Source organism: Frankia umida (assembly GCF_023242945.1).
Classification (GTDB): domain Bacteria; phylum Actinomycetota; class Actinomycetes; order Frankiales; family Frankiaceae; genus Frankia; species Frankia umida.
Window position 1 is genome coordinate 1 of sequence record NZ_JALKFT010000049.1, and the last position, 24,501, is coordinate 24,501.

Genomic DNA, 24,501 nt, shown 5'->3' on the forward strand with positions numbered 1-24,501 from the left:
GCGACCGCACCCCACCCGGATACCGGCAGCTCATCGCCACGATCACGATCGGGTCGTCGGCCGCGGCCGGCACCGCGGGCAGGAGGGCGGACGGCACCGCGGCCGCCGGCGCGTCGAGCAGCCTGTCCCGCAGGTGGCCGACCAGAGCCGCGGGGGTGGGGTAGTCGAACACGAGCGTCACCGGCAGCCGGACACCGGTCGCGGCACCCAGCCGGTTGCGCAGTTCGACGGCCGTCAGCGAGTCGAAACCGAGGTCCCTGAAGGCGCGAGCGGTGTCGACGGACCGCGGGGAGTCGTGGCCGAGCACCGCGGCCACCGCCGCCTGCACGATCGTGAGCAGCACCGCGTCACCGTCGGCCACCGGCAGTCCGGCAACCCGGCGGGCGAGCCCGGCCGCAGAACCCGCGTCCTCGCCCGCGACGGGGACGCCGCCCGCGGCCTGCACCGTCGCGGCCCGCCGCACCCGGGGACGGATCAGGCCCCGCAGCAGGTGCGGCACCGTGGTCGCGGCGATCTGGGCCCGCAGGGCGGCCAGATCGAGCCGCATCGGTGCGACGGCCGCCTCGCCACCCTCGAGCGCGGCGTCGAACAGCGCGAGTCCCTGCTCGGTGGACAGCGGTTGCAGGCCACCGCGGGTCAACCGGCGCACGTCGGACCCGTCGAGGTGGCCGGTCATCCCGCCACGGCGCTCCCACAGCCCCCACCCCATCGACACCGCCGGGAGCCCAGCGGCGCGCCGCCAGGCGGCGAACGCGTCGAGAAAGGCGTTGGCCGCGGCGTAGTTGCCCTGGCCGGGGCCGCCGAAGACCGCGGCGGCCGAGGAGAACAGGACGAACCCCGACAGGTCCAGGTTCCGGGTCAGGTCGTGCAGGTGCCAGGTCGCGTCCACCTTGGGACGCAGCACCCGGTCGAGCATCTCGGAGGTCATCGTCGTGATGACGCCGTCGTCGAGGACTCCGGCGGTGTGCACCACCGCGGTGAGCGGGTGTTGCGCCGGCACGGACGCCAGCAGCCCGGCGAGCGCCGGCCGATCCGCCACGTCGCAGCCGGCCAGGGTGGCGCTCGCGCCGAGATCCGCGAGATCGGCCACGAGCTGCCCGGCCTCGGGGGCCTCGGCGCCGCGACGGGAGACCAGCAGCAGATGCCGGACGCCGTGCGCCGAGACGAGGTGGCGGGCCAGGGCGTTGCCCAGCACGCCGGTCGCACCGGTGATCAGCACCGTGCCCTCGGGGTTCCACCGGGCCGGGTCGTCCGCCGCGACGGCGGCCGGTGACGGCTCGTCCAGGCGGGGCACCCGCGCCAGCCGGGCGGCCCGCAGCTCGCCCGCGCGCACCGCGACCCGCGGCTCTCCCGTCTCCACCACCGCTCGGAGATCCCGGTACAGCGCGCTCATGTCGAGATCGACGTCGTGCCCGCCGGCCGGGTCGAGTCCCTCCGCCGTGCCGGGCCGTGCGGCCGTGCCGGGCCGTGCGGCCGTGCCGGGTGCTCCGGCCAGGGCATCGGTGTCGACGAGGATGATCCGGTCGGGGTGCTCCGACTGGGCCGAACGGGCGAGCCCCCAGGCGGCGGCGGCACCCGGATCGCGCAGCGGATCGTCCGATCCGGTCGACACCGCGCCGTCGGTCACCAGAACGAGCCGCGACGAGGCGAACCGCTCGTCCGACAACCAGCCCCGCAGCAGATCAAGCGCCCAGTGCGACGTCATGCGCGCCCGCCCGGCGACGTCTCCGACCCCGAGGTGCCCGACCCCGAGGTGCCCGACGTCAGAGTGTCCGACCTCGAGGTGTCCGACGTCGGTCGCGCTCTCGATGACGGGCGGGGGTGCGAAGGCGACGAGGACGGCGGGCGGCTCGGCGCCGGCGTCCACCGAGGCCGTCAGGGAGCCGAGGTCGGCGTGGACGTCGAGGCCGTCGGGCCGCGGCGAGGCCGGGCCGAGCACCGCCCAGTGCCCGGCGCCGGTCGGGATGATCGCGGGCATCTCCGGGGGTGCGACCGCGACCCACTCCTGGCGGAACAGCGAGTCGTGCGGGCCTGCGGCAGCTTTCGGGAGGTCGGCCGTGTTGATCGGACGGACCAGCAGCGACCCGACGGAGACGACCGGCCGACCGGTGTCGTCCGCGCCGATCAGGGAGACCGTGTCCGGACCGGTGCGGGTGAGCCGCACCCGCAGCCGACCGGCCCCCGCGGCGTGCAGCGACACGTTCCCCCAGGAGAACGGCACCGACCCGGCGGTGGAGCCGGGCAGCAGGCCGAGACCGATCGCGTGCAGGGCCGCGTCCAGCAGCGCCGGATGCAGGCCGAACCGGGCAGCCTCGTCCTGCTGCCGCGCGGGCAGGCCGACCTCCGCGCAGATGTCGTCGCCGACGCTCCAGGCCCGGTGCAGGCCCTGGAAGGCCGGCCCGTAGTCGAACCCGGCGCGGGCGAGGTCCTCGTACAGGTCGGTGATGTCGAGGGGCACGCCGCCGGCGGGCGGCCAGGTGGTCAGGGCGTCCTCGCCGCCGGCCGACCGCAGGTCCGCGGCCGGCGGGCCGTCGATGGTCAGCACGCCGGTGGCATGACGGGTCCATGGCTCGTCGTCGGCGTCGATGGCGGGGTCGGCGGGTGCGACGCGGGAGTGCACCGTCACCGCCCGTCCGCCGCCCGCGTCCGGAGCCGCGAGCATGACCTGGATCTGCACTGCGTCCCCGGGCCCGATGACCAGCGGGGTGTGCAGGGTGAGCTCGTCGACGTGCGGGCGACCGGCGTGTTCCCCGGCCTGGATCGCCAGTTCGAGCAGCGCCGTGCCCGGCAGCCAGACGGTGCCCGCGACCGCGTGGTCGGCGAGCCAGGGATGGCTGCTGCGCGCGAGTCGTCCGGTGAGCAGGACCCCACCGTCGCCGTCCGCCAGGGAGAGCGCCGCACCGAGCAGTGGATGACCGACGACGCCCTGTCCCGCGGCGGCGACGTCGATGGCCCCGGGTCCCGTCGACTCCAGCCAGTACCGCCGTGTCCGGAAGGCGTAGGTGGGCAGATCGACCCGCCGGGCCGCGCCGGCGAACACGGGTGTCCAGTCGACCGGAACACCCCGGACGAACGCCTCGGCCAGGCTGGTCAGGAAACGCCCCGGACCGCCCTCGCCCCGCCGCAGCGTCCCGAACACCACCGCCGTGGAGTCCGCCACCGTGTCGATGGTCTCCTGCACACCCACCGTCAACACCGGGTGCGGACTGACCTCGACGAAGGTCTCCAGCCCCGCCGTGAGCAGCGCCCGGACCGTGTCCTCGAACAGCACCGGCTGCCGCAGGTTCGCGACCCAGTACCCGGCGTCCAGCGTCGCCGTGTCCACCCGTTCCCCGGTCACCGTCGAGAAGAACGGCACCTCCGGTGCCCGCGGGGTGATTTCCGCCAACGCGGACGACAGCTGCTCGCCCACCCCGTCCACCTGGGCGCAGTGCGAGGCGTAGTCCACCGGTATCCGTCGGGCCCGCACCCCGTCCGCTTCGCAGTCGGCCAGGAACTCGTCCAACGCCTGCGGATCACCCGACACCACCGTCGACGACGGCCCGTTCACCGCCGCCACCGCGAGCCGGTCGCCCCACGGCGAGACCCGACGGTGCACCTGCGCCACCGGCAGCACCACCGAGGCCATCGCGCCCTGACCGGACAACTCGGCTGCCACCAGCCGGCTGCGCACCGCCACCACCCGCGCGCCGTCGGCCAGGCTCAACGCCCCGGCCACACACGCCGCCGCGATCTCCCCCTGCGAATGCCCCACCACCGCCGACGGCACCACCCCGTGCGCCCGCCACAACGCCGCCAGCGACACCATCACCGCCCACGACACCGGCTGCACCACGTCCACCCGCTCGAGGTCCGGCGCGCCTTCGACCCCACGCAGCACATCCGCCACCGACCAGTCCACATACGGCTCGAGCGCCGCCGCGCACTCCTGCACCCGGGCCCGGAACACCGCGCTGGACCCCAGCAGCTCCACCGCCATCCCCGCCCACTGCGCGCCCTGCCCCGGGAACACGAACACCGGCCTCGGCTCGGCCACCGCCACACCCGACACCACACCCGCCGCCGGTCCTTCCAGACCAGCCGGTCCTTCCGAACCCGCCAGCCCTTCCGAACCGGCCAGTTCCGCCAGACCGGCCAGCAGACCCGCCCGGTCCCCGGCCACGACCACCGCCCGATGCGCGAACGTCGACCGGCCGGTGACCAGGGAGAGACCGACGTCGGCCAGGCCCAGCTCCGGCCGGGCCACCACGTGCGCGTGCAGGCGCTGCGCCTGCGCCGCCAGCGTGACCTCGTCCCGGCCCGACACCACCCAGGCGAGGTCGGCCGCGGGCGGGGGATCGCCCGCCGCCTCCCCGGTGTCCGCCGGCCCGTCCGCCGGCCCGTCCGCCGGCCCGGCCGCCGGCTCATCTGGCGGCGCCGCCTCCAGGACGACGTGGGCGTTCGTGCCGCTGAAGCCGAACGACGACACGGCCGACCGACGCGGACGCCCGGTCTCGGGCCACGGCGTGGCCTCGGTCGCCAGCCGGACGGCGCCCGACGACCAGTCGACGTTCGGGGTCGGCTCGTCGACGTGCAACGTCCTGGGCACCACCCCGTGCCGCATCGCCAGCACCATCTTGATCACACCGCCGACGCCCGCCGCCGCCTGCGTGTGCCCGACGTTCGACTTGAACGACCCCACCAGCAACGGGCGATCCGCGTCCCGGCCCTGCCCGTAGGTCGCCAGCAACGCCTGCGCCTCGATCGGATCACCCAGCGGGGTGCCGGTACCGTGTGCCTCCACCACGTCGATCTCGTCCACGCCGAGCCGGGCGTTCGCGAGGGCGTGCTGGATCACCCGCCGTTGCGCCGGACCGTTGGGTGCCGTCAGCCGACTGCTCGCCCCGTCGGAGTTCACCGCCGTTCCCCGCACCAGCGCCAGCACCGGATGACCGTTGCGGCGCGCGTCCGAGAGCCGTTCCAGCAGCAGGACGCCGACGCCCTCGCCCCAGCCGGTGCCACCCGCCGACGCCGCGAACGACCGGCACCGGCCGTCGGGTGCCAGCCCCCGCTGCCGACTGAACTCGACGAACGCCACCGGGGTGGACATCACCATCGCGCCGGCGGCGACGGCCAGCTCGCAGTCGCCCTGGCGCAGGGCCTGCCCGGCGAGGTGCATCGCCACCAGCGACGACGAGCAGGCGGTGTCGACGGTGACGGCCGGTCCGCGCAGCCCGAGGACGTAGGCGAGCCGGCCCGAGGCGATGCTGCCCGAGTTGCCGCTGCTCAGATACCCCTCGATGTCGCGGGGCACCGCGCCGACGCGGGTGCGGTAGTCGGCGTAGGAGACCCCGGCGAAGACACCGGTCTGGCTGCCCCGCACCGAACGCGGGTCGATCCCGGCCCGCTCGAAGACCTCCCAGCTGGTCTCCAGCAGCAGCCGCTGCTGCGGGTCCATCGCCAGCGCCTCCCGCGGCGAGATCCCGAAGAAGTCGGCGTCGAAGCCGGCGACGTCGTCGATGAACCCGCCCTCGCGGGCGTAGGACGTCCCCGGATGGTCGGGGTCCGGGTCGAAAAGGGCGTCCAGATCCCACCCCCGGTCCACCGGGAACGGACCCACCGCGTCCACCCCACCGGCCACCAGCTCCCACAGCTCCTCCGGCGACCGCACCCCACCCGGATACCGGCAGCTCATCGCGACGATCGCGATCGGCTCCTGGTGCCGGGTCGACAGCTCGTCGAGGCGTCGACGGGTCCGGTGCAGGTCGGTCGTGACGCGCTTGAGGTAGTCCCGGAGCTTGTCCTCGTTCACCGTGTGGTGCCATCGCTTTCTACGCGGGTGGGGCCAGCCGGGTGGGAATCGCTGACGTCGTCGGACGACGCCGTGGGAGGACGCGGTCAGTCCGTCCCGAGTTCCTCGTCGATGAAGGCGAAGATCTCGTCGTCGCTGGCGGATTCGATGCGGTCGGCGGCGTCGTCCAGGTCGGTGTGACCGGGACGGCCATCCGGATCGGTGCGGCCATCCCGGCCGTCGGGATCGCGCCGGCCGGGATGACCGTCGAGGTCGGCGGGGCCGGCCAGCGGGTCGGACGCCGGGGCGGTGGACGCAGGCACGAGTTCCTCCGCGAGGTGGTCGGCCAGTTCGCGGACGGTCGGGTAGTCGAACAGCAGCGTCGCCGGTAGCCGCAGACCCGTCGCCGCACCGAGCCGGTTACGCAGGTCCACCGCGGTCAACGAGTCGAAGCCCAGCTCCAGCAGCCCCCGGTCGACCTCGACCGAGCGGCCGTCGGGATATCCGAGTACGCCGGCGGCGTGCGTGCGCACGAGCTCGCGCAGCAGCTCCCCGCGGCCGGACCCGGCCAGCTCCCCCAGTCGCCGCCGCAGATCCGCGCCGACGTCGACCCGGGACGCCGACGTGTCCGCCCCCGGCCGCCGCGCCCCGGCCACCAGCGCCCGGTACAGGGCGGGTACCGGACCCGGCGCCCGGCGGACCGCGTCGACGTCGAGTCGGGCCGTGAGCAGGTGTGCCTCGTTCACCGCGAGCGCGGTGTCGAACAGCGCCAGGCCCTGGTCGTCCGACAGGGCGACGATCCCGCCGCGGGCGAGGCGGCGCAGGTCCGCGTCCCCGAGCTTTCCGGTCATCGCGCCGCGGCGAGCCCATAGGCCCCAGCCCATCGAGACCGCCGGCAGGCCGGCCGCCCGACGCCGCGTGGCGAAGGCGTCGAGGAAGGCGTTCGCCGCCGCGTAGTTCGCCTGCCCGGCCCCGCCGAAGGTGCCCGCGAGCGAGGAGGCGAGCACGAACGCCGAGAGCGGGCGGTCCGCGGTCAGCTCGTGCAGGTGCAGCACGGCGTCCACCTTGGGACGCAGGACCGGGTCGAGACGTTCGGGGGTGAGCGCGGAGATCATCCCGTCGTCGAGCGCACCCGCGGCGTGCACGACCGCCCCCAGGGGGTGTTCGGCCGGGATCGCGGCAAGCAGTGCGGCGAGTTCCCCGCGGTCGGCGACATCAGCGGCGACCAGGGTCACCTGGGCCCCGAGCGCGACGAGGTCCGCGGTCAGCTCGGTGGCGCCGGGTGCCCCGGGCCCACGCCGCCCGACCAGCAGCAGGTGCCGGACGCCGTAGGTGGCCACCAGATGGCGGGCCAGCACGCCGCCCAGGGCGCCGGTCGCCCCGGTGACCAGCACCGTCGCCTCGGGATCCCAGCCGGGTGACGGCCGGTCCCCGGCCTGGTCCACACGGGCCAGCCGGGCCGCGAACGGCTCGCCGCGGCGCAGTGCCAGCTGCGGCTCGCCCGCCGCGACCGCCGTCGTGACCGCTGCCGCGACCGCCTCGACCGAGGCGGCCTGGTCGTCCAGGTCCAGCAGGACGAAACGGTCGGGATGCTCCGCCTGCGCCGAGCGCACCAGCCCCCACACCGCGGCCTGGGCCAGGTCGGGTGCCGCGTCGGTGCCGTCCGTGGCGACGGCACCCCGGGTGACAACGACGAGCCGACCAGCCGGGCCGGCGCCGGACAGCCAGGTGTGCACGAGCGCGAGCGCCCAGCGGGTGGCCGCCCGCACCGCCGCGCCGACCAGATCGGCGGCTGCGATGCCCGTACCGGCGACACCCGTGCCCGCGGTGTCGGTGCCCTTGGTGTCGGCACGGCCGGTCCCGGCGCCGGGCTCACCGGCGAAGGGCGCGAGGACAACCTCGGGCGCGCCCGTCCCGGAGCCTCCACCAAGCACCGTGGCCAGATCGGACGCCACCACCGTCGTCATCCCGGTGGCGCGCAGGCTGGCCAGGATCGCCGTCTCCCCCGGGGAACCGTCCGCCCGGCTGAGCAGCGTCCAGGATCCGCGGCCGGTGGGTTCCGCCGCCCGGGGCAGGGGCACGGTCGTGGCCGCCGGCAGGGCGGACCAGCGCAGCCGGAACGGGCCGTCCTGCGCGGCCGGCACACCGGTCAGCGCCGCCGCGGCGACCGGCCGCAGCACCAGCGACTCCACGATGGCCACCGGGTGCCCGGTGGGGGCTGCGACCACGACGGCCACACCACCCGACCCGGTCGGCGTGATCCTGACCCGCAGCGCCGACGCGCCGGTGGCGTGCAGCCGAACGCCGGTCCACGAGAACGGCAGGACCCCGCCGTCGCCCTCCCGCATCGTGAAGGCGACGGTATGCAGAGCGGCGTCGAGCAGCGCGGGGTGCAGGCGGAACGCCGCCGCCTCGGCACGCTGGGCGTCGGGCAGGCTCACCTCACCGAAGATCTCCGGCCCGCGCCGCCAGGCGGCCCGCAGGCCACGGAAGGCGGGACCGTAGTCGAACCCGTTCGCGGCCAGGCGCTCGTACAGGTCCCCGGTGTCCAACAGCTGCGCATCGGCCGGCGGCCAGTCCCGCAGATCCGCCGCCGACCCGTCCTCCGCCGGTACTGCACCTGCCGGTGCTGTCCCCGCCGGTGCTGTCCCCGCCGGTGCTGTCCCCGCCGGTGCTGTGCCCGCCGGTACGGCAGCCGCCGGGGACACGATGCCGGTGGCGTGCCGCGTCCAGGTCCCGTCCCCGGAGTCCGCCGGGCGGGAGTGGACGGTGACCGGGCGTGCGCCGTCCGCGTCAGGGCCGCCGACGGTCACCTGGACCGACACCGCCCCGTCGGCCGGGAGCACCAGCGGCGCCTGCAACGTCAGCTCGTCGATGCGGTCGCAGTCGACCTGCTCCCCCGCCCGGATCGCAAGCTCGACAAAGGCGGTGCCCGGCACCAGGATCGTCCCCGACACCGCATGGTCGGCGAGCCAGGGCGCCGTCCGCGCCCCGAGCTGGCCGGTGAACAGCCAGCCGTCGGATTCGGGAAGTTCGACAGCCGCGCCGAGCAGCGGATGGCCCGTGGCCGTGAAACCGGCGGGAACACCCGTCACCGGTGGGGCGTCGAGCCAGTACCGCTCCCGTTGGAAGGCGTAGGTCGGCAGGTCGACCCGGCGGGCGTCGGCGCCGGCGAACACCGCGGGCCAGTCGACGTCCACCCCGTGGACGTGCAGGGATGCCACCGCGGTCGCGAGCGCCACCGGTTCGGGTGTGTCCCGGCGCAGGGCTGGCACCCACACCGCCGCCTCCGGTGGCCGGATCTGCTCGCCCATCGCGGTCAGCACGCCGTCGGGTCCCAGCTCCAGATGCGTGCGCACACCGATCCGGTCCAGCTCGCGTACCCCGTCGTGGAAGCGGACGGCCTGGCGGACGTGGCACACCCAGTAGTCCGGCGAGCAGAGCTCCTCGGCGGTGGCGAGGCGTCCGGTGACGTTGGAGACGATCGGGATCGTCGGCGGGGCGTAGTCGAGCGTGCCCGCGAGGGCACCGAACCGGTCCAGGATGGGGTCCATCCGTGGGGAGTGGAAGGCATGACCGACCCGCAGGCGGCGGACCCGATGGCCCTCGTCCGCCCAGCGGGCCGCCAGTTCCTCGACGGCGTCGGCGTCACCGGAGACCACCGTGGTCCGGGGGCCGTTGAGCGCGGCGATCCCCACCCGGTCCCCGAGACCGTCGATCGCCGCCAGCACCACGTCCTCGGACGTCGACACCGACAGCATCGCGCCGCCGGCGGGCAGCTCTCCCATCAGCCGGCCCCGCGCCGCGACCAGCGCACAGGCGTCCGCCAGCGACAGCACCCCGGCGACATGGGCGGCCGCGAGCTCCCCGATCGAGTGGCCGAGCAGAACGTCCGGGACGATCCCCCAGCTGGCGAGGAGCCGGAACAGCGCGACCTCGAACGCGAACAGCGCCGGCTGGGTGTGGGCGGTGTGGTCCAGCTCCCGCGCCTGCGGGGTGCCCGCCGCGGCGAACATCACCGCGCGAGTCGAGGCGCCGTCAAGATGTGGGTCGAGGTGGGCGCCGATCTCGTCCAGGGCGTCCGCGAACACGGGGTGGACGTCGGCGAGCGCCCGGCCCATCCCCGCCCGCTGGCTGCCCTGCCCGGTGAACAGGAAGGCGAGCCGGCCGTCGGAGCCACCCCGCCCCGCGACCACGCCGGCGATCCCGGTGCCGGCCCGCCCCTCGGCGACCACCGTGAGACCCGCACGCAGCCGTTGCGCGTCCGATCCGACGACGGCGGCGCGATGCGGGAGCGTGCCACGCGTCGTCGCGAGCGAGAACCCGACATCGGCGGGGCGTGCCCGCGGGTGCTCGTCGAGCCACGTGAGCAGCCGCGCGGCCTGCACGGCGAGTGCCGGTTCGCCGCGCGCCGACAGCGGCCACACCACGGCCGCCGACGCCGGGGTAGCCTCACCCGCCGCGGCCCGCGGCGCCGCCGTGCCATCCGGCACCGTGTCGTCCGGCGGCACCGTGTCGTCCGGCGGCACCGTGTCGTCCGGTGGCACCGTGTCGTCCCGCAGCACCGTGTCGTCCGGCGTGGATTCCAGCAGCAGGTGCGCGTTGGTGCCGCTGATCCCGAAGGACGACACCGCGGCGCGGCGTGGACGACCGTCGAGTGTCGGCCAGCTGCGCCGTTCGGTCAGCAGCCGGACGGTGCCGGTGGACCAGTCGACGTGCGGGGTCGGCTCGTCGACGTGCAGCGTCGCGGGCAGCTCGCCGTGCCGCATCGCCTGCACCATCTTGATGACGCCGGCGACCCCCGAGACGGCCTGGGTGTGGCCGATGTTGGACTTCAGCGCGCCCAGCCAGAGCGGGCGGCCGGCCGGCCGGTCCCGCCCGTAGGTCGCGAGGATCGCCTCGGCCTCGATCGGGTCACCGAGCGCCGTGCCGGTCCCGTGCGCCTCGACCACGTCGACGTCGCCGGCCCGCAGTCCGGCGTTGGCGAGCGCCTGGCGGATCACCCGCTGCTGGGCCGGCCCGCTCGGGGCGGTCAGCCCGTTGCTGGCGCCGTCGGAGTTCAACGCCGAGCCGCGGATGACCGCGAGCACCGGATGGCCGGCTCGACGGGCGTCGGCGAGCCGCTCCACGAGCAGCAGGGCGACGCCCTCCGCCCAGCCGGCCCCGTCCGCCTGAGCCGAGAACGCCTTGCAGCGGCCGTCCGGCGACATGGCCTGCTGCCGGCTGAACTCGATGAACGTGCTCATCGTCGACATGACCGTCACCCCGCCGGCCAGCGCCAGCGAGCATTCTCCGCGGTGCAGCGCCTGCGCGGCCAGGTGCAGTGCCACCAGTGCCGACGAGCAGGCGGTGTCGACGGTGACCGCCGGCCCCTCCAGACCGAAGGTGTAGGCGATGCGGCCCGAGGCGACGCTGCTGGCGCTGCCTGTGGCGAGGTAGCCCTCGAACCCCTCGGGGGCCCCGTCGAGCCGCATTCCGTAGTCGTTGTAACTGGAGCCGACGAAGACCCCGGTGTCGGTTCCCCGAAGCGTCGCCGGGTCGATGCCGGCCCGTTCGAGAGCCTCCCACGAGGTCTCCAGCAGCAGCCGCTGCTGCGGGTCCATCGCGAGGGCCTCCCGCGGGGAGATCCCGAAGAAGCCGGGGTCGAAGTCGGCCGCGTCGTACAGGAAGCCACCGCCGCGCGCGTAGTAGGTTCCCGCCACCTCGGGGTCCGGGTCGTATCGGCCAGCGACGTCCCAGCCGCGGTCGGTCGGAAAGTCACCGATGACGTCGACGCCGTCGCGCACCAGCGACCACAGGTCCTCCGGCGAGCGGACCCCGCCGGGCAGACGGCAGCTCATCGCCACGATCGCGACGAGGTCGTCGTCGGGGGCCGCCGTGCCCGCGGCCGGTCCACCGGCAGCCGTGGCGGCGGTTCCGCCCCTGGTTACGTCGGCGGCGGTCGGGGGCAGCCCGTCAAGCAGTTCGGTCTCGAGGTGGCGTGCCAGCGCGGTCGAGGTCGGATGGTCGAAGACCAGCGTCACCGGCAGCCGCAGTCCGGTGGCGGTGGCCAGCCGGCTGCGCAGGTCGACGGCGGTCAGCGAATCGAAACCGATGTCGCGCATCGCCCGGTCCGGGTCGATCTCGTCCGGTCCGGCGTAGCCGAGCACGGCGGCGACCTGCGTGCGCACCAGCTCGGACAGCCGCCGCTGTCGGTCGGTCTGATCCAGCCCGGCGAGCTCGTCGGCCAGCGACGAACCGGCTGCCGCGGTGACGCGTCCACCGGCCCCGGCCCCGGGCCCGGTGGTGGCGGTGGGGCGTTGGTGGGCCGCGGCGAGGTCGGCGACCGCCGCCGGCGTCCGTGCGGAGCTCAGGGTCGCGACGAGGCGCTCCCAGTGGATGTCGGCCACCACCGCGAACGTGTCGTCGTGGTCGAGCAGCTCACGCAGTGCCACGACGGCGAGGGACGGATCCATCGGGGGCATGCCCTGCTGGCGCAGCCGCTCCGCGAGCTCGGCGGTCAGCAGCCCGCCGCCTCCCCAGGAGCCCCAGGCCACGGAGGTGGCTACCAGGCCGTCGGCGCGGCGGCGCCGGGCCAGCGCGTCGAGATAGGCGTTCGCCGCGGCGTAGCTGCCCTGGCCCGGACCGCCCACCGTGCCGGCGAAGGAGGAGAACAGCACGAAGGCGGACAGGGGAAGATCGCGGGTCAGCTCGTCCAGGTTCGCCGCGGCGACCATCTTGGGCCGCAGCACCGCGGCCGCCCGTTCGGGGGTCAGGCTGTCGATCACACCGTCGTCCAGGACACCGGCCGTGTGCACCACCGCCGTCAGCGGATGCTCGGCGGGCACACCGGCCAGCAGCGCGGCCAGTGACGCACGGTCCGCGACATCACAGGCGGCGACGGTGATCGCCGAGCCGAGGGCGGACAGCTCGGCGACCAGCTGTGCCGTCCGCGCCGCCTGCTCCGTCCCCGCCTCGCCCGCCCCTCGCCGGCTGGCCAGCAACAGGTGTGGGGCGCCGTCGTGGGCCAGCGACCGGGCGACCAGCCGGCCGAGAGTCCCGGTACCGCCCGTGATCAACACGGTGCCCGCTGGTTTCCAGGCATCGACCTCGGTGATCCCGGCCCGGGGGGTGGCCCGAGCCAGCCGCCTGCGGTACAGCCCGGCCGACCGCAACGCGAGCTGGTCCTCCGCGGCCGGAGCCCCCTCACCCCGCGGCCCGGCGCCGGGCGCGGTGACCGATCCCGGCCCGGTGACCGCCGCGCGGAGCCGGGCGGCGCCACGGGCGTCGAGGGAAACGCCGTCCCCGGCCGGGAGAAGGTCGACCAGACCACCCCAGCGTCCCGGGTACTCCATGCTCGCCACGCCGCCGAGCCCCCAGTGCAACGCCTGCCCGGGATCGACGTGGGTGTCCGCTCGCCCGACCGACACCGCCCCCCGGGTCACGCACCACAGCGGGGCACCGATGGCGACGTCTCCGAGTGCCTGGAGCAGGCCGATCGACAGGGCCAGGCCGACGGGTACCGCCGGCCGTCCGGTCCCGCCGGTGCCATCCGTCAGGTCACTGCCGTCAGTCGAATCGGCTCCGTCGGTGCCATCCATCGGGTCGGTGCTGTCGGTGCTGTCGGTGCTGTCGGTGGCGGTGGTTTCCGCGGCCAGTGCAAGCAGGGACAGCACCCCCGCCGGCGGCCGGTCGGGGTCGGCGAGGCCCGCCCGCAGGCGGTGCGCTATCGCGGTGCGGGTGGTGTCGAGCGCCGTGACGGTGACGGTGGGCGGCGGCGTGCCGTCCTCGGCCGCGAACGCGGCGACGACCCGGTCGACCAGGTCCGCGTGTTCGGTGACCGCCGGCACGACGAGCAGCCAGCCCTCGGCCGACGGTGCCTGCGGTCCCGCCGGTGACACCGGTACGGGTGACCAGGTCACGTCGTAGCGCCAGGACGAGATCGCCGACTGCTCGGCCTGGCGGCGGCGCCAGGCCGACAGCAGGCCGAGCGCCGGGCGCAGCGGCTCGACCGCGTCGGTCCCGGCGAGCTCCATCGTCGTGGCGACCGCCGCCAGGTCCTCCTGCTCGACCGCCGTCCAGAACCGGCCGTCGACCTCCGCCTGGGAGCCCCCGGGCCGCGACGTGTCACCGGCCGGCTCTGACGCCACGTCGGCCGTCGTGTCGACCCAGTACCGCCGTTCCTGGAACGGGTAGGTCGGCAGCGGCACCGGCACCGGCGGCGGCAGGACGGGCGGCCGCGGGACGGGCCCGGCGAGCACGGCCGGCCAGTACGGTTCCACGCCCTGGACATGCGCCTCGGCCAGGGAGCGGAGCAGGCGAACCGGACCGCCATCGGCACGGCGCAGCGTCTCGACCGCCACCGCGGCGCAGCCCGGGATCGTGTCGATGGTCTCCTGCACGCCCATCGTCAGCACCGGATGGGGGCTGACCTCGATGAAGATCTGATGCCCGGCCTCAAGCAGGGCCCGGGTCACCGGCTCGAACAACACCGGCTCACGCAGGTTGCGCGCCCAGTACTCGCCGTCGAACGCGGCCGAGTCCAGCAGATCGCCGGTGACCGTCGAATGGATCGGGATGTCCGGCTCCCGCGGCGTGATCGGGTCCAGGGCCCGCACCAGCCCGTCGTGGATGCCGTCGACCTGCGCGGAATGCGACGCGTAGTCCACCGGCACCCGGCGCACCCGTGCCCCGTCCGCCTCGCAGGCGGCCAGCAACCCGGCCAGCGCGTCCGGATCACCGGAGACGACCGTGGACGACGGCCCGTTCACCGCCGCCACCGAGAGCCGTCCGTCCCAGGACGCGATCCGCTGTTCCACCTCGGCGCGCGCCAACGCCACCGACGCCATCGCGCCGAGCCCCGACAGTTCGGCGCCGACCATCCGGCTGCGGACCACGACCACCCGCGCGGCGTCGCGCAGGCTCAGCGCGCCCGCGACGCACGCCGCCGCGATCTCCCCCTGCGAATGACCCACGACCGCCGTCGGCACCACTCCGAACGACCGCCACACCTGCGCCAACGACAGCATCACCGCGAACAGCACGGGCTGCACGACGTCGACCCGGTCGAGGGACGGCGAGCCCGGTCGCGCGCGCAGGGTGTCGAGCAGCGACCAGCCCGTCAGCGGATCCAGCGCCGCCGCGCACTCCTGCATCCGGGCCCGGAACACCGGGTTGGCCTCGAGCAGCTCCACTCCCATCCCGGTCCACTGCGCGCCCTGGCCGGGGAACACGAACACGATCCGGGGATCGGCGACGGCCACGCCCCGCGCCGTGTTCGCGGCGACCTCGCCACCGGCCAGAGCAAGCAGCGCGCCGCGGAAGTCCGCGCGGTCCGCGGCGACGACGACCGCGCGGTGCGCGAACGACGAGCGGGTCGTCGCCAGCGCGTACCCGATATCGCGCACACCGTCGTGCGGCCGGGCGTCGACATGCTCCAGCAGACGGGTGGCCTGGGCCGCGAGTGCGGCCGGGTGCTGGGCGCTGAGGACCCACGGAACCGGCACCGCGGCCTCGGCCGGCACCGCGGCCTCGGCCGGTGCCGCCGCCGGTACCGGTGTGCCGCCGGCCGCGGAATCCGCGGGTGCGGCGTCGGCCGCCGGCTCGGCCTGTTCCAGGATGGCGTGCGCGTTGGTGCCGGACAGTCCGAAGGAGGAGACACCGGCGCGGCGCGGACGCCCTCGCCGTGGCCATGGCTGCGCGCTGGCCAGCAGTCGCACGGCGCCGGCCGACCAGTCGACGTACGGCGACGGCTCGTCCACGTGCAGGGTGCTCGGCAGTATCCCCCGGTTCAGGGCGAGCACCATCTTGATGACGCCCGCGACGCCGGAGGCGGCCTGGGCGTGGCCGATGTTCGACTTCACCGAGCCCAGCAGCAGCGGCTCGTCGGCGGGGCGGTCCTGGCCGTAGGTCGCCAGCAGCGCCTCGGCCTCGATCGGGTCGCCCAGCGTCGTCCCCGTCCCGTGCGCCTCGACGACGTCGATGTCGCCCGGGCCCAGGCCACCGCTGGCGAGCGCCTGGCGGATCACCCGCTGTTGGGCCAGCCCGTTGGGCGCGGACAGGCCGTTGCTCGCCCCGTCCGAGTTGATCGCGCTGCCGCGGATGACGGCGAGCACCGGATATCCGGCCCGGCGGGCGTCCGAGAGCCGGGCGAGCAGCAGCGTCCCCACCCCCTCACCGAGTCCCATCCCGTCGGCCCCGGCGCCGAACGCCTTGCAGCGACCGTCGCGGGCCAGGCCCCGCTGCCGGCTGAACTCGACGAACGACACCGGCGAGCCGATCACGGTCGCGCCGGCGGCCACGGCGAGCGAGCACTCCCGCGACCGCAGCGACCGGCAGGCGAGGTGCAGGGCCACCAGCGACGAGGAGCAGGCGGTGTCCACCGTGACCGCGGGCCCCTCCAGGCCCAGGGTGTAGGCGATCCGCCCGGACAGCACACTGGTGGAGGAGCCGGTGACGAAGTGGCCCTCGCTGCCGGCCGGGATGCGGTCCATCGACCCGCCGTAGCCCTGGTAGGCGGCACCGACGAAGACACCACTGGTGCTGCCGCGCAGCGTCGTCGGGTCGATGCCGGCCCGCTCGACCGCCTCCCAGACGGTCGCCAGCAGCAGGCGCTGCTGGGGGTCCATCGCGGCCGCCTCCCGCGGCGAGATCCCGAAGAACGCGGCGTCGAACGCTGCGGCGTCCAGCAGGAAGCCGCCGTCACGGACGTAGCTCTTCCCGGAACGGTCGGGATCGTCGTCGAACATGTCCGGATCCCAGCCGCGGTCGGTCGGGAACGGCGAGATCGCGTCGACCCCGCCGGCCACCAGATCCCACAGGTCCTCGGGCGTCCGAACGCCGCCGGGGAAGCGGCAGCCCATCGACACGACGGCGATCGGTTCGTCGGTCAGGGCGGCGTCGCCGGCCGGCGTGGGCAGGACCGGGGCCGGGACCGCGGGGGATTCCGCCGCCGCCTGCGCGCGCAGGTGGCGGGCCAGCAGCTGCACCGTCGGATGGTCGAAGACCAGGCTGACGGGCAGCCGTAGGCCGGTCACCGCGCTCAGCCGGTTGCGCAGGTCGACGGCGGTCAACGAGTCGAACCCGAGCTCACGCAGCGGCCGGCCGGCCACCACGGCTTCGGCGTCCGCGTAGCCGAGCACCGCGGCGGTCTGGGTCCGGACCAGGTCGAGCACGGCCCGGTCGCGGGCGGACGCCGGCAGGCCGGCGAGGTGCGCGCCCAGGGTCGACACCGTGCCCGCCGAACCGGCGGCAGTGCCCGACGCGGACGAGACCCCGGCGAACGAGCTCGCACCGGACGAGGTCGGGACCACCGAGGTCGCGGCGAGGATGCGTCGCGCCTCGGGCAGCCCGTCGAGCAGCGGGCGCGGTCCCGCGGAGGTGAACACCGGCACGAACCGGTCCCAGTCGATCTCGGCGACGACCACGTCGACGTCGTCGAGGTCGAGCACCCGCCCGAACGCCGCCAGGGCGAGCGGCGGTGGCATGAACGGAATGCCGCTGGCGCGAAGCTGGTCCTCGGCCAGGGCCGCCGCCATCCCGCCGCCGTCGGCCGGGCTCCAGATGCCCCAGGCGATCGACGTCGCGGTCAGGCCCCGAGTGCGCCGGCGCCGGGCGAGGCCGTCGAGGAAGGCGTTCGCCGCGGCATAACCGCCGTGGATGCCGCTGCCCCACACGGCCGAGATCGAGGAGAACAGCACGAAGGCGTCGAGGGTGTCCCGGTCGAAGATCTCGTCGAGCAGCGCGGCGCCCGTGGCCTTGGCCCGGGCGGCCTCGGCCACCTGCGCAAGCGTGGTCTCGACCAGCGGAACCAGCACCCCGCCGCCCGCGGTGTGCAGGACCGCGCGGATCTGGTCGCCGCCGGCCTCGACCCGGTCGACCAGGGCGCGCAGCGCGTCGCGGTCGGCGACGTCGCAGGCCTCGAGGGTGACCCGGCTGCCGAGAGCGGTCAGCTCGGCGGCGAGCTCGGTGGCTCCCGGCGCCTGCGCACCGCGCCGGCTGGCGAGGACGAGGTGGGGCGCGCCGGCACGGGCGAGCCAGCGGGCGACGTGCCCGCCGATCGCCCCGGTCCCGCCGGTGATCAGGACGGTGCCCCGCGGACGCCAGGTCCGCGCGGGGCCCGCCGGCGGCGGGTCGCCCGCACGGACCAGGCGTCGGACGAACACGCCGTCGGCCCGCACGGCGAGCTGATCCTCCACGCCGACGTCCGTGAGCACGGCCCGCATCCGTTCGAGGGACCCGGCCTCGACGACGGCGGGCAGGTCCAGCAGGCCACCCCAGCGCCGGGGGTGTTCGAGCGCCGCGCATCGGACCAGTCCCCACACCGCCGCCTGGGCCGGGCTTTCCGGCGGATCGTCGTCGCGTACCGCGACCGCGCCGCGGGTCAGCACCCACAGCGGCGCGTCCAGGCCGACGTCGTCGAGTGCCTGGACCAGCAGGACGGTCAGCGCCAGCCCGGTACTGATCTCCGCATGGACCGGATGGGGGGTGTCCTCGACAGCGAGCAGGGACACCACCGCCGCGGGCAGGCCGTCGCCAAGCGCCGCGCGGAGCAGGTCGGCCAGCTCCGCCCGGTCCACCCGCGGGGTGACGCCGACCGCCACGACCGCGGCGCCGTCATGGCCAAGGGCGTCGAGCACCGACGACATGTCGGACGCGCCCTCGGACGCCGGCACCAGCACGAGCCGCGGGCCGGTCTGCGCCGCCGCAACGGACGGGACGGCCAACGCAGGTGGGGCAGCCGGAGCGGTCGAGGGGACGGACAGCGGGTCCCAGCGCACACGGTAGCGCCAGGACGTCATCGTGGCCTGGTCCCGGGCCGTCCGGCGCCAGGCGGACAGCACACCCAGGGCAGGGGCCAGGGCCGGTGGGGGCTGCTCGGCCGGGGCACCCAGCACGGCGGCCAGCGCCGCCGTGTCCTCCCGGTCGACGGCGTCCCAGAACGCGGCGTCGGACTCGGCGGGCCCGCTGGTCGGCCGGTCGCCGGGGCGTGTCGCCGCCGCTCCCGATCCGGGCGCGAGCCAGTACCGCGTTCCACCGAAGGCGTAGGTCGGCAGCTCCACGCGCCGGACATCCGACCCGGGGTAGAGCGCCGACCAGTCCAGCTCGACGCCGTGGGCCTGGGCCTGGCCGACCGAGCGCAGGAACCGGTCCAGGCCGCCCTCGTCACGGCGCAGGGATCCGAGGGTGACGACATCACGCGTGCCGTCGCGCTCAAGCGCGCTGTCGCTGTCGGACGCGCCGGCCGCCTCCGCGGTCTGCTCGATCCCCACAACCAGCACGGGATGGGGGCTGACCTCGATGAACATCTGGTGGTCGCGCTCGAGCAGCCGGCGCACGACCGGTTCGAACAGCACCGGTTGGCGCAGGTTGCGCACCCAGTACCCGGCGTCCAGCGCCGCGGTGTCCACCGGCTCCCCGGTCGTCGTGGACCAGAACGCCACCTCCGGCACCCGCGGGGTGATCCCGTCCAGCGCCGCCAGCAGCTGATCGCGGATCCCGTCGATCTGCGCCGAATGCGACGCGTAGTCGACGGCGATCCGCCGCACCCGTACCCCGTCGGCCGCGCACCCGGCCAGCAGCCCGTCCAACGCCCGCGGATCACCCGACACCACCGTCGACGACGGTCCGTTCACCGCCGCCACCGACACCTGCCCGCCCCACGGCAAGATCCGGTCCGCCACCTCCTCGGGCGACAGTGACACCGACGCCATCGCGCCCCGACCGGACAGTTCGGCGCCCAGCAGCCGACTGCGCAGAGCCACCACCCGGGCCCCGTCGGCGAGGCTGAGCGCGCCGGCCACGCAGGCCGCCGCGATCTCCCCCTGCGAATGCCCCACCACCACCGACGGCACCACCCCGAGCGACCGCCAGAGCTCGGCCAGCGACACCATCACCGCCCACAGCACCGGCTGGACGACGTCGACCCGGTCCAGCGGCGGCGAATCCGCCGCCCCCCGCAGCACGTCGAACACCGACCAGTCCACATACGGCTCCAACGCCGCCGCGCACTCCTGCAGGCGGGCCCGGAACACCGGGCTCGACGCCAGCAGATCCACCCCCATGCCCACCCACTGCGCGCCCTGACCCGGGAACACGAACACCGGTTTCGGATCGTCAAGCGCCGTCCCGCGGACCACCCGGTCGGTGGGTTCATCCCGCGACAGCGCCGCCAGAGCGGCCAGGAACTCCGCCCGGTCCCCCGCCACCACCGCGGCCCGGTGCTCGAACGCCGACCGGGACGTCGCCAGCGAGAAGCCGACATCCGCCAGCTTCAGCTCCACCCGGGTCGACACATGGTCGAGCAACCGCTGAGCCTGGGCACCGACCGCGTCCACACCGCGGCCGGACACCACCCACAGCAGCGCCGAGCCATCGGTCGCCCCCACGGCCCCGGCCCCGGCGCCCGCCGGGAGATCGACCGCGGCCCCGGCGGAAGCGGCCGTCCCGGAAGCGACCGCATCCGTTGTCCGGGCCGGCTCCGGCTCCGGCGGGGCATCCTCGAGAATGACGTGTGCGTTCGTCCCACTCGCCCCGAACGACGAGACCCCGGCCCGGCGGGGCTCCCCGGCGCCGGGCCAGGGAACCTCCTCGGTCAGCAGCCGCATCGCACCCGACGACCAGTCGACATGGGGGGTGGGCTCCTCGGCGTACAGGGTGCGGGGCAGCATCCCGTTGCGCATCGCCATCACCATCTTGACCACACCGGTGAGACCGGACGCCGCGGCGCCGTGGCCGATGTTGGACTTCACCGAGCCCAGCCACAGCGGCCGGTCCGCGGCCCGGTCCTGGCCGTAGACGGCGAGCAGAGCCCGCGCCTCGATCGGGTCACCGAGGGTGGTCCCGGTGCCGTGGGCCTCCACCACGTCGACGTCGGTGCCGGTCAGTCCGGCGTTCGCGAGCGCCTGGCGCAGGACCCGCTGCTGCGACCGTCCGTTCGGCGCGGTCAGTCCGTTGCTGGCGCCGTCGGAGTTCAGCGCCGAACCACGGATGACCGCGAGCACCTGGTGGCCGTTGCGTCGGGCGTCGCCGAGCCGTTCGAGCAGCAGCACCGCGACGCCCTCGGACCAGCCGGTGCCGTTCGCCCCGGCGGCGAACGGCCGGCACCGTCCATCCGGGGACAACGCCCGCTGCCGGCTGTACTGGACGAACGCCATCGGTGTGGCGAGGACCGTGACCCCGGCGGCCAGCGCCATCGTGCACTCGCCCTGGCGCAGTGACTGGCTGGCCAGGTGCAGCGCCACCATCGACGACGAGCACATCGTGTCGACGGTCAGCGCGGGCCCTTCCAGCCCGAGGGTGTAGGCGATCCGGCCCGACATCACCGCGCTGGACGTCCCGAGCCCGATGTGGCCCTCGAGGGCCTCCGGGACGTCGGCGGCGTCGGTGCCGTAGTCGTGGTTGGTCGCCCCCACGAAGACCCCGGTCCGCGACCCGCGCATGGACAGCGGGTCGATGCCGGCCCGCTCGAACGTCTCCCAGGACGTCTCCAGCAACAGGCGTTGCTGGGGGGCCATCGCCAGCGCCTCCCGCGGGCTGATCTCGAAGAACCCGGCATCGAACCGGTCGACGTCGGCCAGGAACCCGCCCTCGCGCACATAACTGCGCCCCAACCGCTCCGGATCAGCGTCGTAGACGGCGTCCAGATCCCAGCCGCGGTCGGCGGGAAACGGCGAGATCGCGTCCCGGCCGTCGGCCACGAGATCCCACAGCTGTTCGGGTGACCGGACACCGCCGGGCAGCCGGCAGCTCATCGCCACGATCGCGATGGGTTCGCGGGAACGGGCCTCGACGTCGGACAGGCGCCCCCGGACCTGGCGCAGATCGGCCGTCACCCGCTTGAGATAGTCGCGCAGCTTGGCTTCGGTGCTCATGGAAGGTCGACTCCTCGGGCACGGCGAACGGGGCGAACGGGGCAGGCGGGGCGGTGGATCACCTCAGGAGATCCCCAGCTCGTTGTCGATCAGGTCGAAGATCTCGTCGTCCGACGCCGCGTCGAGATCGTCCGTGGCGGCGTCGCCCGCCACCTCGCCGTCCGGGCTGTCGTCCCATCTGCGCAACAGGGTGCGCATCCGGGCCAGCACCGCGGCGCGGACGTCGTCGGACAGCAGGGGCAGGCCGGCCGCCAGGCCGTCCAGATCACCGGGGCCGGCCAGGGGCGACCCGGTGCTCTCGCCGGCGGGGCCGGCCGGGCCGCGCAGCAGCTCGTCCAGCAGATACCGGGCCAGCTCCGCCGGGGTGGGGTAATCGAAGATCACTGTGGTGGGCAACGGGACACCGGTGGCCTCCCTCATCCGGTTACGCAGCTCGACCACGGTCAGGGAGTCGAACCCCAGGTCCCGGAACGGCCGGCCCGGTCGCACCGCTGCGGCACCCTCCTGGCCGAGCACGACCGCCGCCTCGGCCCGGACCAGATCGAGAACGGCCCGTTCCTGATCGGCCCCGACCAGGCCGCCGACCCGGCGGCGCCATCGCTCGGCGCCATCGGCCGGCTCGCCCGCGGCGAGGGCAGCGCCCGTTGCCGGATGCTCGCGAACCTCGGCGAGGTCGCGCAGCAGCGGCAGGCTGGCCGCGGCGGGGAACGCCACGAGCAGCCGCTCCCAGTCGATGTCGGCGACGACCAGACCGCTGTGCGCGCCGGCACCGACGGCACGTTCGAGGGCCGCGGCGGCCAGCTCCGCGGACAGGACACCCAGACCGGCCAGCCGCGGCCGGTCCACCACGATCCGGTCGCCCGCCCAGCCACCAAGAGCCACACTCACCGCGGCACCGCCCAGGCTGCGCCGCCGCCGGGCCAGGGCGTCGAGATAGCCCTCGGCGGCGGCACTCACGCTCTGCCCACCGCTGCCCCAGAGGCCCGCGAGGGACGACACGACGATCAGTTCGGCCGTCGCCTCCGGCGGGTCGCCCCCGGAGACCGCCCCGTCCCCGAAGACCGCTGCGTCGAGGCCCGCGGCAGCGATCCGATCACCCACGGCGGCCGCAAAGGCGCCCAGATCCAGCTCCGCCACCGCCGTCCCGGCGCCGCCCGCCTCCCCCGATCCGACGACGACGGCCTCGAGCCCCTCCGGCAGGGCCGCGCGCAGCGTGGCACCGTCACCGGTGGCACCGGTTTCGTCGTGCTCCTGCTCGTCCCGCAGGAGGGTGCTCCGGGCACCGAGGCCGGTCAGTTCGACGCGTAGCTCGTCCAGGTCCGCCGCGTCGGCCGGGACGGCGAGCGCGAGGTGTCTCGCCCCCGACCCGGCCAGCCAGCGGGCCACCTGACCTCCGCGACCAGCGGGTTCCCCGACGACCAGGGCGACGGCCGGCGGGTTCCACCTGTGGACCGGGGCATCGGCCTGTACCCGCGCCCGGACCAGACGCTGTGCGAACACTCCCGCGGCCCGTACCGCCGCGCCCTCGCCCCGTTCGACCCCGGCGATCACCGTCCGGAGCCGGGAGACGGCCCGGTCGTCCGGTTCCGGGGGAAGGTCGACAAGGCCACCCCACCGGTCGGGATGTTCCACCGCGACGACCCGGCTCAGCCCCCACACCGCCGCCTGCTCCGGTGCGGTCACCACCCCGTCGGCACCCGTGCTGACCGCGCCGCTGGTCACGCACCACAACGGCGCCAGGATGGCGGCGTCACCCAGTGCCTGCGCGACGGTGATGGTGAGCGCGAGCCCCCGGGGGATCGCCGGATGGTCGGGATCGGGTTCGGTGGCCAACGCCACCAGGGACACCACCGTGGTCACGGTCTGGTCCGCCGCGGCTTCGGCCAGGCGCCGGGCCACCTCCGCCCGGTCGGCCGCGGCGAGTTCGACGATCACGGCCGTCGGACCACCGGTCCGCAGCCCGCGCAGGACGTCGGCGATCCTGCTGGCCTCGCTGTGCCCGGCGGGTACGGCGACGATCCAGGTCCCGGTCGGCGCGGCCGACTCGGCGACCGGCAGCGGGCTCCACGTGATCTGGTACCGCGACCGGTCCAGCAGCGACTCCTCCTGCTGGCCGCGCCGCCATCCGGACAGCATCGGCAGTACCGCGCCGAGCTCCTCGCGTCGGGGCGTCGCCTGCTCTCCGAGTGCCCGGGACAGGGCGTCGAGATCCTCGCCCTCGACCGCCGCCCAGAACCGGGCCTCCGCCGGGTTCGTCGCCGCTGCTCCGGGCGCCGAGGCCGCCGCGGTGGCGGCTGCCGGGCCGCCGGACTCGATCCAGTACCGCCGGCGTTGGAAGGCGTAGGTGGGCAGATCGACCCGCTGCGCCGCACCGGTGAACAGCGGTGCCCAGTCAATCGGTATCCCCCGGGTGAACGCCTCGGCAAGACTGGTCACGAAACGCCCGGGACCCCCGTCGTCACGGCGCAGTGTCCCGAACACCACCGCCCCGGAATCCGCCGTTACGGAGAGATCCACCGCCGCGTCGATGGTCTCCTGTACGCCGACCGTCAACACCGGATGCGGACTGACCTCGATGAAGGTGGTCCGCCCCGCCGCCAGCAACGCCCGAACCGTACCCTCGAAAAGAACAGGATCCCGCAGGTTCCGCGCCCAGTAACCGGCATCCAACACCGCCGTATCCACCGGCTCACCGGCCACCGTCGACAGGAACGGAATCTCCGGTACCCGCGGGGTGATATCGGCCAAAGCCGCCGTCAGCTCGTCCACAACATCGTCGACCTGCGCCGAATGCGACGCATAATCCACCGCGATCCGCCGAACCCGGATCTCCTGCGTTTCACAACCGGCCAGGAACTCGTCCAACGCCTGCGGATCACC

Annotated in this window: 3 protein-coding genes; all 3 read right to left on the reverse strand. The window is 75.0% G+C overall.

Features of this window, described 5'->3' with window-relative positions; translation table 11 throughout:
• Positions 1-5,791: type I polyketide synthase (locus MXD59_RS24470; protein ID WP_248826937.1), on the reverse strand; the 5,791-nt coding region annotated here is incomplete at its 3' end.
• An 86-nt stretch (positions 5,792-5,877) separates the two neighbouring features.
• The gene (locus tag MXD59_RS24475) at positions 5,878-21,621 is read right to left on the reverse strand and encodes a type I polyketide synthase (protein WP_248826938.1); all 15,744 of its coding nucleotides are present in this window, start codon (positions 21,619-21,621) and stop codon (positions 5,878-5,880) included.
• A 63-nt stretch (positions 21,622-21,684) separates the two neighbouring features.
• The coding region (locus tag MXD59_RS24480; RefSeq protein ID WP_248826939.1) for an acyltransferase domain-containing protein at positions 21,685-24,501 on the reverse strand (2,817 nt) is incomplete at its 5' end.